Raw genomic sequence first — 13,572 nt, forward strand, 5'->3', positions numbered from 1 at the left:
TTGGCCGTGACCCACGAAGGCGGCGCGATGCGTCGAGCGTCAGTCCACCACGCGCCATTGTTCAAGCGGAACCACCGTCGCGCAGGCCGGGCCGCCGTCCTTGGCCTTGCCGGGCAGGAGGACCTCGAGCACCGCGCCGTCCAGCGCCTTGGCCAGCAGGTCGGCCGGGATCGTGTGGATGTCGATCTTGGCGCGCCGGCTCCAGGGCGAGGCGTGATCGCCGGCCGAGGTTCCGATGGCGATGTAGACGAACCGCCGGCTGGGGCCTTCGCTGCGGACGAACTCGCCCAGAAACCGAGGTCCCGGCGCGACGCGCACGGAGACGTCGAGGGCGAGCGGCGCGTCGCCGGCGACTGCCGGCCCCACGGGATGGTTCTTCTTGTCCTGCAGGCTGTAGGCTACGCCCGGAACCGGGTCCTGGATGCGCAGCCTCAGCGTGATCGGCTGACCGGTCATGGCGAGGGGTCCTCCCGCATGAAGTCGTAGACGACCCCGCGCCCGGGCGAAACCGCCCAACCTCCGATCCACATCCAAGGCCCGGGCCGATATTTCATCGAGCCTCCCCGCGCAGGCGGGGACCCAAGCCGAGTCGGCAGATCATCCGCGGCCGCGCCTCTTCCTGAGCGTCAGCTTGGGTCCCCGCCTGCGCGGGGAAAGACGGGATGAGGGAACGCGAGCAGATGGATATCGATCTCCCGCCCCCTACTTCGCGTAGCGCGCGGCCACCGGCTCGTAGCGATCCCACACCTGGCGGTCGGCCAGCGAACGCAAGAGCTTGAGGTACTCGGCGTGCGACCAGGCCAGGGGCGTGGCCGAGTCCGTGCCCTCGCCCTTCACATGGGGGGGGCGGGCGTCGGCGCCGACGCCGTCCCAGACCTGTTCGGGGATCAGCAGGCCGTCATTGGCGAAGAGCTCGATGGCTTTCACGTAGCGAGCGCGGATGGCGTCGATCTGGCCCTTGCCGACCTTGCCCTTCTCGGCGGCCGCCTTTTCCTGAGCAAGGGCCAGTTCGTAGTGGCCGCGCTCGCCGGTGAAGATCGGCCACACCCGGCCGCGCTGGCCGGGGCTCATCTCGCCGCCCTCGCCGTAGTTGCCGCCGGTCTTGGCGTCCTCGCCATAGCCGTCGACGTCGTAGCGCCGCCAGCCGGGGAACTCGCCCTTCACGCCCGGGAAGCTGAAGTCGTAGCGCACGCGGTAGAGGTCGTCCCGCGCCGTGTCGTCCAGCTCCGGCAGGCTGCCGGCGATGTGGCTGTCGTCGGCCCGGCGCACGCCGTAGCGGACCAGCTCCAGGAACCCGCCGTCCACGACCTCGTCCTCGGGCGGGGCGATCTGGCCGTTGGCGGCGCCGATCGGGGCCTTGTCGTTGGGATCCTCGTTCTTGTTCAGGCGCATGAAGTACGACCCGTCGCCGAACTTGCCGCTGGTCGTGAACATCCGCGCCTCGACCTTGGCCGAATAGGCGTCGGCCGTGGCGCGGTAGCGGTCGCCCGAGGCCTTGTCGCCCGCGAGATCGGCGATGTCGCCGGCGGTGACGAGGCCGGCGATCACCGCGGCCGTGGTCGAGGGCGAGTGGCCGTCCTGCTCCTCCCAGCGCTCCTGCTGGGTGAAGGGCGGGACGATGGTCTCGTGGTTCCAGCCGATGTTGACCTTGCCGCCATCGACCAGGAAGTCGGCGGCCGGCTTGATCATGCGGGCGTAGTAGGCCGCAAGGTCGGCTTCCGACAGCCAGCCCAGCTTCCACAGCTTCCAGCCCAGCATGATCGGCATGGCCGTCTGGTCCAGCTGGACGCCGACCCACTCGGGCGTGCCGTCGACCTCGGTCTTCTGCAGGAACCAGCCGCCGGCGCCCTTGTTGCCTGGGGTCTTGGGACCGACCTGCACGGTGGGCAGATAGTGGAAGGCCGCCAGCGGGGTTTCCTTGTCGCCCAGGGCCGCCAGGGCCATGGCGCACTGGTAGAAGTCGCGCGGCCAGACGGCCTTGTAGCCGGTCGAGGGGCGGACGGCGTCCACCGTGTCGCCCCACGGGTTGGACAGCGAGGCGATCAGGGCGCCGGCGTGGGTGCGGTCTTCCTGCACCTTCAGCATCAGGGCGCTGGCATAGGCCAGCTTGCCGCCGTCGGCGCTCTGGGCGGCCACGCGCGGCAGTTCGGACAGCGAGGCGATGTAGTCGGCCCAGCCGACCCGTTCGCCCTCGCCGTTATAGCGGGCCAGCACCTCGGCATAGCCGGTCTTCAGGCTGGCCATGGCCGTCTGGCTGGAGGCGCCCGGATCGGCGCCGAAGCCGATGGCGAAGTCATAGGTCGCCTCGCCGGCCGCCAGGGTCGGCAGCTGGGCGGCCAGGACGATCGCGCCCTTGGCTTCCGAAGCGCCCTCCAGCACGCCGCCGTCGAGGATCTTCAGGGCGTCATTGCCTTCCAGCTTGGCCGCGGCGGCCTTGGCGAAGGGACGGTCGCCGCGCAGGGTGAGGTAGACCTTGCCCTCGCCGGCCGTCAGGCCTTGCGCGCCGGCCGAGCCGACATCGTTTCCGCCGGTGTTGGCCATGTGCGGCTCCAGCACCAGGAACGGCGTCACCGGGCCCTTCAGCGCCTTGACCGTCACCCGCAGGAACAGGGCGTTGCGGTCGGGATCGGTGAAGATCCGCTTCTCGATGACGAAGCGGCCGGCCTTGTCGGTGGTGGTGATCTTGTAGGCCGGCGACAGCGGGCGGCCCTTTTTGTCCGTATACAGATATTCAGTCTTGGCGGTCGTGTCGCGGCCCTCGACCGCCAAGCCGTCGGCGGTCTTCACGGCGACCCGCATCTGCTTGATCTGGGCCTCGTGGATGAGGCCGTACATGGTCTCGGTCAGCACGCCGTCGGCGACCGAGAACCACACCTTCGACACCGCGCCGGTGCGGCCGCCGTCCTTGTAGGCGCCGTCGACATAGGCCTCGTAAGAGGCGCCGACGGCGGTCTTGGCCGAATAGGCCCAGGTCGTCGCCGGCTCCGCCGCGCAGGCGGTCGTGGCGACGGCGGCGGTCAGGGCCGAGGCGGCCAGGATCAGGGTCTTGAGGGTACGCATAAGGGGCCTCACGAAGCAGACTTGGCCAGCCGCTTGGGCTCGCCCGGGTCGTTGACGGCGAAGACGGCGACGGCGGCGATCAGGAACGAGGCCGCGCCCAGCACGAGCGCATAGATCGCCTGGCCGCCGAAGAAGGTCTTGAGCAGCAGGCCCAGCACGGTGGCGGCCAGCAGCTGCGGGATGACGATGAAGAAATTGAAGATGCCCATATAGACGCCCATCTTCCGCGCCGGCACCGAGCCCGACAGGATCGAATAGGGGGCCGACAGGATCGAGCTCCAGGCGAAGCCGACGCCTACCATGCCGACGATCAGCAGCTTGGGGTCGCGGATGACCAGGAACGACAGCAGGCCAAGCCCGCCCAAAACGAGGCACAGGGCGTGGGCGACGCGGCGGCTGGTCGCGCGGGCGATGACCGGGATCAGCAGGGCCGCCAGAGCCGCCACGCCGTTATAGACCCCGAACAGCACCCCCACCCAGTCGGCGCCGGCGTTGTAGGCGGCCGAAGCCGTGTCGGTAGCGCCGTAGTGGAAGGCCGCCACGCCGGGCGTGGTGTAGATCCACATGGCGAACAGGCCGAACCACGAGAAGAACTGCACGACGGCCAGCTGCTTCATGGTGGAGGGCATGGCGAAGAGGTCCTCGACCACTTCGGAGAAGCCGTTGCGGGTGCGCCCGCCCGCCTTCAGCTGGCCGGCGACCAGCTGCGCCACGCCGAAGCCGGCGATCAGGGCCGAAAGGACGTAGAGCTCCTTCTCCAGCCGGGCGGCGTAGACGCCCACCGCGACCGCCAGGCCGGCGATCGTCCAGGCCACGCCGCCGGTCAGGTAGGCGGCGACGCCGCGGCCTTCAGCCTGCGCCTCGACGGCGACCGCCTCGCCCTTGGCGGCGGCTTCGGCGTCCTCGAAGGCGGCCATCTGCTCGGGGCTGTATTCGCGTGTGGAAAACACCGTCCACAGCACCGAGGCCAGCAGCACCGCGCCGCCAACGTAGAAGGCGATGCGCACCGAGTCCGGGATCTGGCCGGCCGGGGCGGTGTTGGCCACATCCAGCCAGTTGGTCAGGATCCACGGCAGGCACGAGGCCAGCACGGCGCCGATCCCGATGAAGAAGCTCTGCATGGCGTAGCCGGTCGAGCGCTGCTCGTCGGGCAGGTTGTCGCCGACGAAGGCCCGGAACGGCTCCATGGTGATGTTGATCGAGGCGTCCATGATCCACAGCGCCGAGGCCGCGATCCACAGGGACGGCGAGTTGGGCATCAGGATCAGGGCGGCCGTGGTCAGGATCGCGCCCCAGAAGAAGTAGGGCCGCCGGCGACCCAGCTTCCCCCAGGTCTTGTCGGACAGGTAGCCGATGATCGGCTGCACCAGCAGGCCCGTGGCGGGGGCCGCGATCCACAGGATGGCCAGGTGGTCGATCTCGACGCCCAGGGTCTGGAAGATGCGGCTGGTGTTGGCGTTCTGCAGGCCAAAGCCGATCTGGATCCCGAAGAACCCGAAGCACATGTTCCAGATCTGGAAGAGGCTCAGCCTGGCCTTGGTCATCGCTTCCCCGCCGTGACGCCGCCGGTTTTCCCGGCCGTTTGCGCAAGTTTTTGCAATGCGCTTTGCGACGGGCATTTGTGCATGGGGCGGGGAGCGATGCAATGAGGAAGTGGGATTTCGGCCGGATTCATGGGAAAAATGGTGGGATAGCGGCCGTGTCGGCTGATGTTCACGGGGATGTCGCCGCGAACGTCACACTCAGGAACAGCAATAATTCTCACAAATTTGCATCAACAGATCCGCCTCCCTGGGCCTTGTGCCCAGGGTCCATGGTTCAGCCGCCAAGACCCCGGCCGGTCATCCACGATCTGAGCGGCGGTGCGATGGATCCTGGGCACAAGGCCCAGGAAGGCGACTTGGGGGGAAGGCATCAGCAAAAGGGCAATCCCCCTTGCGCCCCGCCCAATCACGTAACATATATTATTACATGAAACGGAACAGCCGCCTCTCCGTCGCCCTGCACGTGCTGCTGCATATGGCCGAACAGCCCGACAAGGCCCTGACCTCCGAGGTCCTGGCCGGCTGGGCCGCGACCAATCCGGTGGTCATCCGCCGCACCTTCGCCGGCCTGCGCGAGGCCGGCATCGTCGGCTCGACCAAGGGCCACGGCGGCGGCTGGACCCTGCTGAAACCGCTGGACGCCGTCAGCCTGGCCGACATCCAGGCCGCCCTGGACGAGCCGGTGCTGGCGCTGGGCAAGGCCGAGGAAAGCCCCGGCTGCGTCGTCGAGCAGGCGGTCAACGCCGCCCTGGACGACGCCGTGTCCGAGGCTCGCCGGCTGCTGGACGCGCGCCTGTCGAACATCACCCTGGCGGACCTGGCCGCCGAGATCGGCCCCCGCCGCGTCGTGCTGCAGGCGGCCGGCTGCAAGGACCCCCACCATGAGTCATGACGTCATCGTCGTCGGCGGCAGCTTCGCCGGCCTGTCCGCCGCCATGCAGCTGGCCCGCGCCCGCCGCGACGTGCTGGTGGTCGACGCCGGCCTGCCCCGCAACCGCTTCGCCGACGCCTCGCACGGCTTCCTCGGCCAGGACGGCAAGGCGCCGTTCGACATCCTGCGCGAAGCCCGCCGCCAGCTGTCGGCCTATCCGACCGTGTCGTTCGTCGAGGGCGAGGCGCGCGACGCCGGCGCCGAAGACGAGGCCTTCACCGTGGCCCTCAGCGACGGCCGCACCGTGCGCGGCAGACGCCTGGTGCTGGCCACCGGCGTCGCCGACCAGCTGCCCGAGATTCCCGGCCTCAAGCCCCGCTGGGGCGCCAGCGTGCTGCACTGCCCCTACTGCCACGGCTACGAGGCGCGCGACCAAAGGCTGGGCGTATTGGCCAGCAGCGCCATGGACGCCCACAAGGCCCAGATGCTGCCCGACTGGGGGCCGACCACCCTGTTCAGCCAGGGCCTGCCGATCGACGACGACACCCGGGCGAAGCTGGCCGCGCGCGGCGTGGCGATCGAGGAGGTTCCGGTGGTCGCGCTGCTGGGCGAGGAGCCGGCGCTGTCCGGCGCCCGCCTGGCCGACGGCCGGATCGTCGCCATCGAGGCGATCTTCGCCTCGCCGACCGTGCGCATGGCCAGCCCGCTGGCCCAGCGCCTGGGCTGCGCCTTCGAGGACGGCCCGCTGGGTCCGCTGATCGCCGTCGACGACTGGAAGGCCACCAGCGCGCCGGGCGTCTTCGCCGCCGGCGACGCGGCGAGGGCCAACCACAACGCCACCCTGGCTTCCGCCGACGGGGTGCTGGCGGGGGTCGGCGCGCACCGGTCGCTGGTGTTCGGGTAGGCCCCCGTAAAACCCCCGCGAAAGCGGGGCCCAGGCTTTTTCTGAAACCCGTGGCGCTCGACGATAAAACACCTGGGTCCCCGCTTTCGCGGGGATTTTACGGAGTTGAGAGTCCTACCGCTTCAGCGCCACGAACCGGATCGCCTGGCCGCCGCCGGGGGCCAGCTTCAACACCAGCGTATCCGCCGCCGTGACTTCGCGGGTCTCGATGACGATGTCCTGCGGGGCGGTCTTCCAGTCGGCCGCCTCACCGTCGCGGTAGATCTCGGCGCGGTACTTGCGGCCCGGATCGAGGAACGACAGCGGCGCGGAAAGCACCCGGCCCTGCTCGTCGCTGACCGCGCCCAGGTACCAGTCGTCGCTCTTGCGGTCCTTGCGGGCGATGGTGACGAAGTCGCCGATCTCGCCGTTGACGACCTTGGTGTCGGCCCAGTCGACCGGCACGTCCTCGATGAACTTGAAGGGCTTGGGGTTGGCCTCGTAGTTCTCGAGCAGGTCGGCGGCCATCTGGATCGGGCTGTAGATGACGACGTACAGCGCCAGCTGCTTGGCCCAGGTGGTGGCCACGCCGTCGGGGGCCTTGGTCTTCATGCCGAAGATGCCGGGCGTGTAGTCCATCGGACCGGCCAGCAGGCGGGTGAAGACCAGGTTGGCCTCGTGCTCGGGCGGATTGCCCGGCTGGCCCCAGGCGCTGAACTCCATGCCCCGCGCGCCCTCGCGGCTGATCCAGTTGGGGTAAGTGCGGCGCAGGCCGGTGTCCTTGATCGGCTCGTGCGAGTTGATGGCGATCTGGCGCTTGGCGGCGGCTTCCAGCACCCGCACGTGATGCTGCGCCAAGGCCTGGCTTTCGTGCCAGGCGAAATGGACCTTGCCGTCCAGACCCAGCACCTGGGCGCCGCCGGCGTCGGCGACGTAACCGGTCTTCACGGCCGGCACGCCGACCGACTTGTAGAGGTCGAAGGCCGCATCCATCTGGCGCTCGTAGACGACGGTGTTGCCGGCCGTCTCGTGGTGGCCGATCAGCACGACGCCCTTCTTGCGAGCGTAGTCGGTGAGCTTCTTCAGGTCGAAGTCCGGATAGGATTCGGTGAAGCTGAACTCCGAGCCGTCGGCGAACCAGGCGCCGTCCCAGCCCTTGTTCCAGCCCTCGACCAGCACCCCGCCCAGGCCGTGCCTGGCGGCGAAATCGATGTGGCGCATGACGTTGTCGTTGGTCGCGCCGTGCTTGGGGCCCGAGCCCCAGGTCTTGTGGTCGAGGTGCATCTCCCACCAGACGCCGACATATTTCATCGGCTTGATCCAGGAGACGTCGCCCAGCTTGTTGGGCTCGTTCAGGTTCAGGATCAGGCTGGAGGTGACCAGACCGCCGGCGCTGTCGGCGATCTGCAGGGTGCGCCAGGGCGTGGGGAACGGCAGGGCGCGCTCGACCTTGGCCTCGCTGATCCCCGGCGTCAGGCTGGCCTTGAAGCGGCGATCCTGGGCGCGGGCCAGGTTCATGCCGGCGTAGTCGACCAGCGCCGCCTCGTGGATCGAGACGTGCAGGCCATCCTGGGTGCGCAGGGTCATCGGCGTCTGGGCGACCGACACCTCTTCGAGCGGGGTCCTGTTGTAGAGATATTCCTCGCGGTTCCACTCATAGGCCGGGATCCACCAGGCCGTGGCCTCGTCCACGAGGCTGAACTCGGTCAGCTCCTCGCCGATGCGGGCGGTCTTGAGATTGGCCTGTTCGGGAAACTCGTAGCGGAAGCCCAGGCCGTCGTCATAGAGGCGGAACACCACGTCGAGCCGGCGGTGCAGCGGGGTCTTCTCGACCAGGGTCACGCGCAGCTCGTTGAAGCGATTGCGCACCGATTTGCGCTCGCCCCAGGGCAGGTCCCAGGTCTCGTCGACACTGCGGGTCTGCTGGTCCGTGACCTCGAAATTGCGCTGCAGCTTGGGAGCGTCGACCAGGATGAAGCCCAGCTTCGACGGCGCGATCACCGGCCGGCCAAGGCGGCTGACGCTGTAGGTCGGCTGGCCGTCGTTGTCGGTGGTCACCGACACGCTCAGCACCTTGTCGGGTGAGGTCGCGGTCGCCGTAACGGCCGCCAGCGAGGGCGACGCCGCGAGCGCCAGGGCGGCGACGGCGAGAAGGCGTAGGATCATGCTTCTGCTCCTGGACTCCGCGTCGCGCCGCACTTGCCAAGCGCGGGCGTCGATGCGTTAAGAAGGCTACTGAAAACTTTTGCGGCAAAATTTGCGCCCGCCACTTTGGGCGCTCGAGACCACGGGGACGGGGAACGGTGAGCAAGGGGGCGACGCGTCTGGAAGACCTGGCCAGGATGGCCGGCGTCTCGATCTCCACCGCCTCGCGGGCGCTGAACGACAGCCCCGCCGTCAACCAGCGCACCAAACAGCTGATCTGGAAGCTGGCGCGCGAGATGGACTATCCGTTCCGCCGCTACATGCCCGCCGGCCCGATCGGCGCCGAGGGCACGATCGCCATCGTCGTGCCGCGTCCGCAGCACCGCGAGGGACGCCTCTCGGATCCCTTCTTCCTCGAACTGTTCGCCGGCGTCGGCGAGGCGGCCCGCGAGCGCGGCTGCGATATCCTGGTCAGCCACGTGGCGCCGGGCAGCTTCGAAGACCTGTCGGCGGCCATGACCACCAGCCGCGCCGACGGGGTGATCTTCCTGGGCCAGTCCTGGCTGCACACCGCCTTCAACCGCCTGGCCGAGACCGAGGCCCGCTTCGTGGTCTGGGGCGCGCAGCTGCCCGACCAGGCCTATTGCTCGGTGGGTTCGGACAATCCTCTCGGCGCCAAGCGCGCGACGCTGCATCTGGCGCGCCTCGGCCGCAAGCGCATCGTCTTCCTGGGCGACACCGAAGCGCCCGAAGCCATGCAGCGCCACCGCGGCTATCTCGACGCGGTCGAGCAGTTCGGCCTGGGCGTCGATCCCGACCTGATCGTGCCGGCCCACTTCGAGGTCGAGTCGGCCGAGGCCAGCATCGACAGCCTCATCCAGCGCGGCGTGAAGTTCGACGGCGTGGTGGCCGCCTCCGACCTGATCGCGCTGGGCGCCATCCGCGCCCTGCAGCATGCGGGGCTGTCGGTGCCCGGCGACGTCTCGGTGATCGGCTACGACGACGTGCCCTTCGCCCGCTACTCGCGCCCGGCCCTGTCGACGATCTCGCAGGACACCGCCAAGGCGGGACGGCTGATGGTCTCGAAGCTGCTGGACGCGAGTGGGCAGGGCGCGAGCCGGTCCGAGCGGGTGCCGACGGATCTGATCATCCGCGAGAGCTGCGGGGGGTAGCAGCTCCTGCCGCCCACCCTTCCCCTCACCTTTCAACCCGTCATTCCCGCCCTTGTGGCGGGAACCCCTGGTTCCGCTAGCGTGTGAAGCGCAAGCGGACCGCTGGCGGTCCGCCTCACTCGCACCTGCGGCTGACAGAGCGGTTCCCGCCACAAGGGCGGGAATGACGGGAGAATTGGGGTGAGAGATCACCCCCGCTTCGCCAGCAGGCCGCCCAATGGCGGGACCGTCCCCGGCGCGCCGAGATTGACGCTGTCGACCACGGTCCAGCCGTCCGGCAGGTCCCAGGCCACGGCCTCGAAGCCGATGTTGAACACGCAGAGCAAAGCCTGATCGCCCTCGCCGCGCTCGAACACCAGCAGCGGGGTGTTGGTGTCCACCAGATGCATGCCGCCGGTCTTCAGGGCCGGCCACTTCGCGCGCAGGCCGATCAGGCGGCGGGCGACGTGCAGGGTCGAGGCCGCATCGGCCTCCTGCGCATCGACCGACAGCGGCAGGTGCGCCGGATCCACCGGCAGCCAGGGCTCGACGGTGGAGAAGCCGGCATTGACCGCGCCTGCCTTCCACGGGATCGGGGTGCGGGCGCCGTCGCGGCCCAGGGTCTGGGGCCAGTTGGCGATGGCTTCCGGATCGACCAGTCGCTCGAACGGCACGTGGGCCTGAGGCAGGCCCAGTTCCTCGCCCTGATAGACGAAGACGTTGCCGCGCAGGGTCATCAGCAGCAGCAGCGCCATCTCGGCGAAGGCCTTGCGGTCGCGGCCCCGCGCCCAGCGCGACACCGCCCGCGGGGCGTCGTGGTTGGAGAAGGTCCAGGACGGCCAGCCCTCGCCCTGCGCGCCCGGCCAGTCGGTCGCCCCGCTGCGCACCAGTTCGTCGCGCAGCTCGTCGGCATAGAGGTAGAGGAAGCTGTAGGCGCTATTGAGGTGATCCTCGCCGGCCGTGAACCGCTTCATCTCCTCGTCGGCCCGGTCGCCGCCGATCTCGGCCACCGAGAAGCGGTCGCCATACTGGTCGGTCAGGGCGCGCAGGCGGGACAGGAACTTCGGGATGTCCGGATGGCCCTGGTTGTGGACCTTGTCCTGGAAGTCGAACGGCCGGGTGCGCTTGCCGCCCGGCGGCATCGGCGGATTGTCCCGCAGGGCCGGGTCGTGCATCGAGAAATTGATGGCGTCGAAGCGGAAGCCGTCGACCCCGCGCTCCAGCCAGAAGCGGGTGACGTCGAGCAGGGCCTCCTGGACCTTCGGATTATGCAGGTTCAGCTGCGGCTGCGAGGCCAGGAAGTTGTGCATGTAGTACTGGCCGCGCCGGGCGTCCCAGGTCCAGGCCGGGCCGCCGAACACCGACTGCCAGTTGGACGGCGGCGAGCCGTCGGCCTTGGCGTCGGCCCAGACGTACCAATCCGCATACGGATTATCTCGGCTTTCGCGGCCCTGGGCGAACCAGGCGTGCTCGTCGCTGGTGTGGGAAAACACCAGATCGATGATGATCTTGACGCCCAGCTTATGGGCCTTGGCGATCAAGGCGTCGAAGTCGGTCAGGCTTCCGAAAATCGGATCGACGTCGCGATAGTCCGAGACGTCGTAGCCGAAGTCCTTCATCGGCGAGGCGAAGAACGGCGACAGCCAGATCGCGTCCACGCCCAGCGAGGCGATATGCTCCAAGTGCGCGGTGATGCCCGGCAGGTCGCCCACCCCGTCGTCGTTGGAGTCGGCATAGCTGCGCGGATAGACCTGATAGATCACCGCGCCGCGCCACCATTTGGCGGCGTGAGCGGAAGCAAGGGACGCGGCGGGGTTCGCCAGGCTTTCGATGGTCACTGGGGCGCGCCCTCCGAGACGCAGATCTTGTAGTCGAGCGGCGCGATCGTCACGCGGTAGCTGCCCGGGGCGGCGGACGCCGGCGCGCAGGCGCCGACGACCGAGCGCCACGCGGCCGAGGTCGTCTCGACCTCGACCTGGGCCTCCACCGGCGTCTGGCCGGTGTTGAACAGGACCAGGGTCTCATGACCCTGGAGGATACGGGAAACGGCCAGCAGGCCGGGTTTGTCGCCGGCGGCGCGAATGACCTGCCGGCCGCCGCGCAGGGCGGGGTCGGCGGCGCGCGCCTTGGCCATGCCGGCGATGGCGCGATAGAGCGGCGCGCCGGTGTCGAAGCGGTCGGCCGAGCCGGGCTTGCCGCCGATCAGGCGGTTGTCGTTGTAGGCGGCGACCTGGCTGGCGAACATGTCCTCGCGGGCGTCCTTGTCGTCGCCGTCGCCGGTGAAGCCCTGCTCGTCGCCGTAGTAGAGGGTCGGGGCGCCGCGCAGGAACATCAGCAGGGCGTGGGCCAGCACGTCGCGCTTGAGCAGCTCGTCGTCGGAGGCGCCGGGGTTACCCGCCACCAGCCGGCGGCCGAACCGACCCATGTCGTGATTGCCCAGGAAGGTCGGGATCTGCAGGCCCGCCGCCTCGCCGCCGCGATAGAGCGCATCGGCGGCGTAGAGCCGGGCGAAGCGGTCGGTCCCGGCCTTGCCCGCCACCGTCTCGGTCGCCGCCTGCTGGAAGGCGAAGTCCAGCGCGGCGGGGAAGCCGTCGACCACGGTCGAACGCGCCAGGGCCACCGGATCCGGATCGGCGATCTCGGCGAAGATGTGGAAGTTGGGGATGCCCCGCGCGGCCGCCCGCGCCTGCATGGCCGGCACGAAGGCCTGCCAGAACTGCGGGTTCACATGGCGGGCGGTGTCGACGCGGAAGCCGTCGATCCCGAACTCGTCGATCCAGGCGCCGTAGATGTCGATGAAGCCGTCCACCACGCGCGGGTTCTCGGTGTAGAGATCGTCGAGCCCGGCGAAGTCGCCATAGAGCGAGCTCTCGCCGACGAAGTCGCTCTCGCCGCGGTTATGGTACCAGATCGGGTCGTTCAGCCAGTCGGGCTTCTTGACCCTGGCCTCGGCCGCCGGAACGTAGGGCGTGTAGGCGAAGTCGGGCCGGGTGAGCTTTGCAAAATTCCCGGCCGAGCCGTCGGCGTCGCCTGAAAAGCCGGCGTTGATCGCAGCCCCCGAGACGCCGCCTTTGCGCGAAACCGGATAGTCGGCCTTGCTGCGATAGTCGCAGCGGCGGTCTTCGCATTCCTTGAACTTGATGACGTCGGCCGTGTGGTTGACGACGATGTCCATGTAGACCTTGAGGCCGCGCGCATGGGCGGCCTCAACCAGGGCCTTGAAGTCGGCCTTGGTTCCCAGATGCGGGTCCACCGTCGTGAAGTCGGTGATCCAGTAGCCGTGATAGGCCGCGCTCTCCTGGCCCTTGGGACCCTGCACCGGCTTGTTGGCGAAGATCGGGGCCAGCCAGATCGCGGTCGCGCCAAGGCCTTGGATGTAGTCGAGCTTGCCGGCCAGGCCCTTCAGGTCGCCGCCGTGGAAGAAGCCCTTGTCGGCCGGGTCGAAGCCGGTGGCCAGGCGGTCGCCTTTGAGCCCGCCCTGGTCGTTGGACGGATCGCCGTTGGCGAAGCGGTCGGGCAAGACGAAGTAGATCACCTCGTCCTGCGGGAGCCGATCGCGGAAGGCTTGAGACGTTTGCGCCGAGAAGGCCGGGACGGCGGTCGCGGCGAGGCTGGCGCAGCCGAGCGCGGCCGCCAGCCGCCCCCACCGATTGCGGGTGTTCATCCCCCTGCCCTCCATCCCTAGCGTCGCGATCTTCGACGACCCGGTCGCCACGTCAATTTTGCATAGATTTGCAAAGCCGCTGACCTGCTGTCAATCCATTCGCCTTACGAGCATGAACGGTAGGGTTGTCGCACTGTGGCGAAATAGCCGCAAAAACCCTGTGAAAGCAGCGGAAAGCACACCTCCCGGTCAACGAACATGACAATCCATCCATTTTTCAGTTGCAAAAGCCGGCACCTGTTTGCAGTAATTTG

General features: G+C 68.8%; 9 protein-coding genes. 3 read left to right on the forward strand and 6 right to left on the reverse strand.

Annotation, left to right across the window (positions count from 1 at the left end; genetic code table 11):
• Nucleotides 1-39: 39 nt before the first annotated feature.
• The 3 genes from AC2YHT_RS21725 to AC2YHT_RS21735 all read right to left on the reverse strand — a co-directional run bounded on the left by AC2YHT_RS21725 (nt 40) and on the right by AC2YHT_RS21735 (nt 4,604).
• Nucleotides 40-456 (reverse strand): DUF5990 family protein, encoded by a 417-nt coding sequence (locus AC2YHT_RS21725; RefSeq protein ID WP_487291958.1) that lies wholly within the window; start codon nt 454-456, stop codon nt 40-42.
• Nucleotides 457-702: 246 nt separating this feature from the next.
• Nucleotides 703-3,060, reverse strand: coding sequence for a glucan 1,4-alpha-glucosidase (locus AC2YHT_RS21730; RefSeq protein WP_487291959.1), 2,358 nt, complete (start codon nt 3,058-3,060; stop codon nt 703-705).
• An 8-nt stretch (nt 3,061-3,068) separates the two neighbouring features.
• On the reverse strand, nt 3,069-4,604 hold the full coding sequence (locus AC2YHT_RS21735) for an MFS transporter (protein WP_487291960.1): 1,536 nt from the start codon (nt 4,602-4,604) through the stop codon (nt 3,069-3,071).
• 427 nt (nt 4,605-5,031) lie between these two features.
• On the opposite strand from AC2YHT_RS21735, the gene AC2YHT_RS21740 reads away from it, so the two are divergent.
• Both AC2YHT_RS21740 and AC2YHT_RS21745 read left to right on the forward strand, forming a co-directional pair.
• Nucleotides 5,032-5,496 carry an RrF2 family transcriptional regulator gene (locus tag AC2YHT_RS21740; protein ID WP_487291961.1) on the forward strand — a complete coding sequence of 155 codons (465 nt, stop codon included), beginning with the start codon at nt 5,032-5,034 and terminating at the stop codon, nt 5,494-5,496.
• Complete coding sequence (locus tag AC2YHT_RS21745; RefSeq protein ID WP_487291962.1) at nt 5,486-6,379, forward strand: NAD(P)/FAD-dependent oxidoreductase; 894 nt, start codon at nt 5,486-5,488, stop codon at nt 6,377-6,379. The genes AC2YHT_RS21740 and AC2YHT_RS21745 overlap by 11 nt, the downstream gene beginning before the upstream one ends.
• 114 nt (nt 6,380-6,493) lie before the next feature.
• Here the strand turns inward: AC2YHT_RS21745 and AC2YHT_RS21750 are convergent, their stop codons facing one another.
• Complete coding sequence (locus AC2YHT_RS21750; protein WP_487291963.1) at nt 6,494-8,524, reverse strand: glycoside hydrolase family 97 protein; 2,031 nt, start codon at nt 8,522-8,524, stop codon at nt 6,494-6,496.
• Between the two features lie 89 nt (nt 8,525-8,613).
• Here AC2YHT_RS21750 and AC2YHT_RS21755 point away from each other — a divergent pair, with 89 nt between their 5' ends.
• Nucleotides 8,614-9,675: a LacI family DNA-binding transcriptional regulator gene (locus AC2YHT_RS21755; protein ID WP_487292009.1), complete on the forward strand. Its 1,062-nt coding sequence runs from the start codon at nt 8,614-8,616 to the stop codon at nt 9,673-9,675.
• Between the two features lie 188 nt (nt 9,676-9,863).
• On the opposite strand, the gene AC2YHT_RS21760 is transcribed toward AC2YHT_RS21755, so the two are convergent.
• Both AC2YHT_RS21760 and AC2YHT_RS21765 read right to left on the reverse strand, forming a co-directional pair.
• Nucleotides 9,864-11,492: an alpha-amylase family glycosyl hydrolase gene (locus tag AC2YHT_RS21760; protein ID WP_487291964.1), complete on the reverse strand. Its 1,629-nt coding sequence runs from the start codon at nt 11,490-11,492 to the stop codon at nt 9,864-9,866.
• A complete protein-coding gene (locus tag AC2YHT_RS21765) occupies nt 11,489-13,318 on the reverse strand; it encodes an alpha-amylase family glycosyl hydrolase (RefSeq protein ID WP_487291965.1) in 1,830 nt (609 codons plus the stop codon). The genes AC2YHT_RS21760 and AC2YHT_RS21765 overlap by 4 nt, the downstream gene beginning before the upstream one ends.
• Nucleotides 13,319-13,572: the final 254 nt, after the last annotated feature.

The sequence above is a fragment of the Caulobacter sp. SRI_008 genome (genome assembly GCF_057586355.1).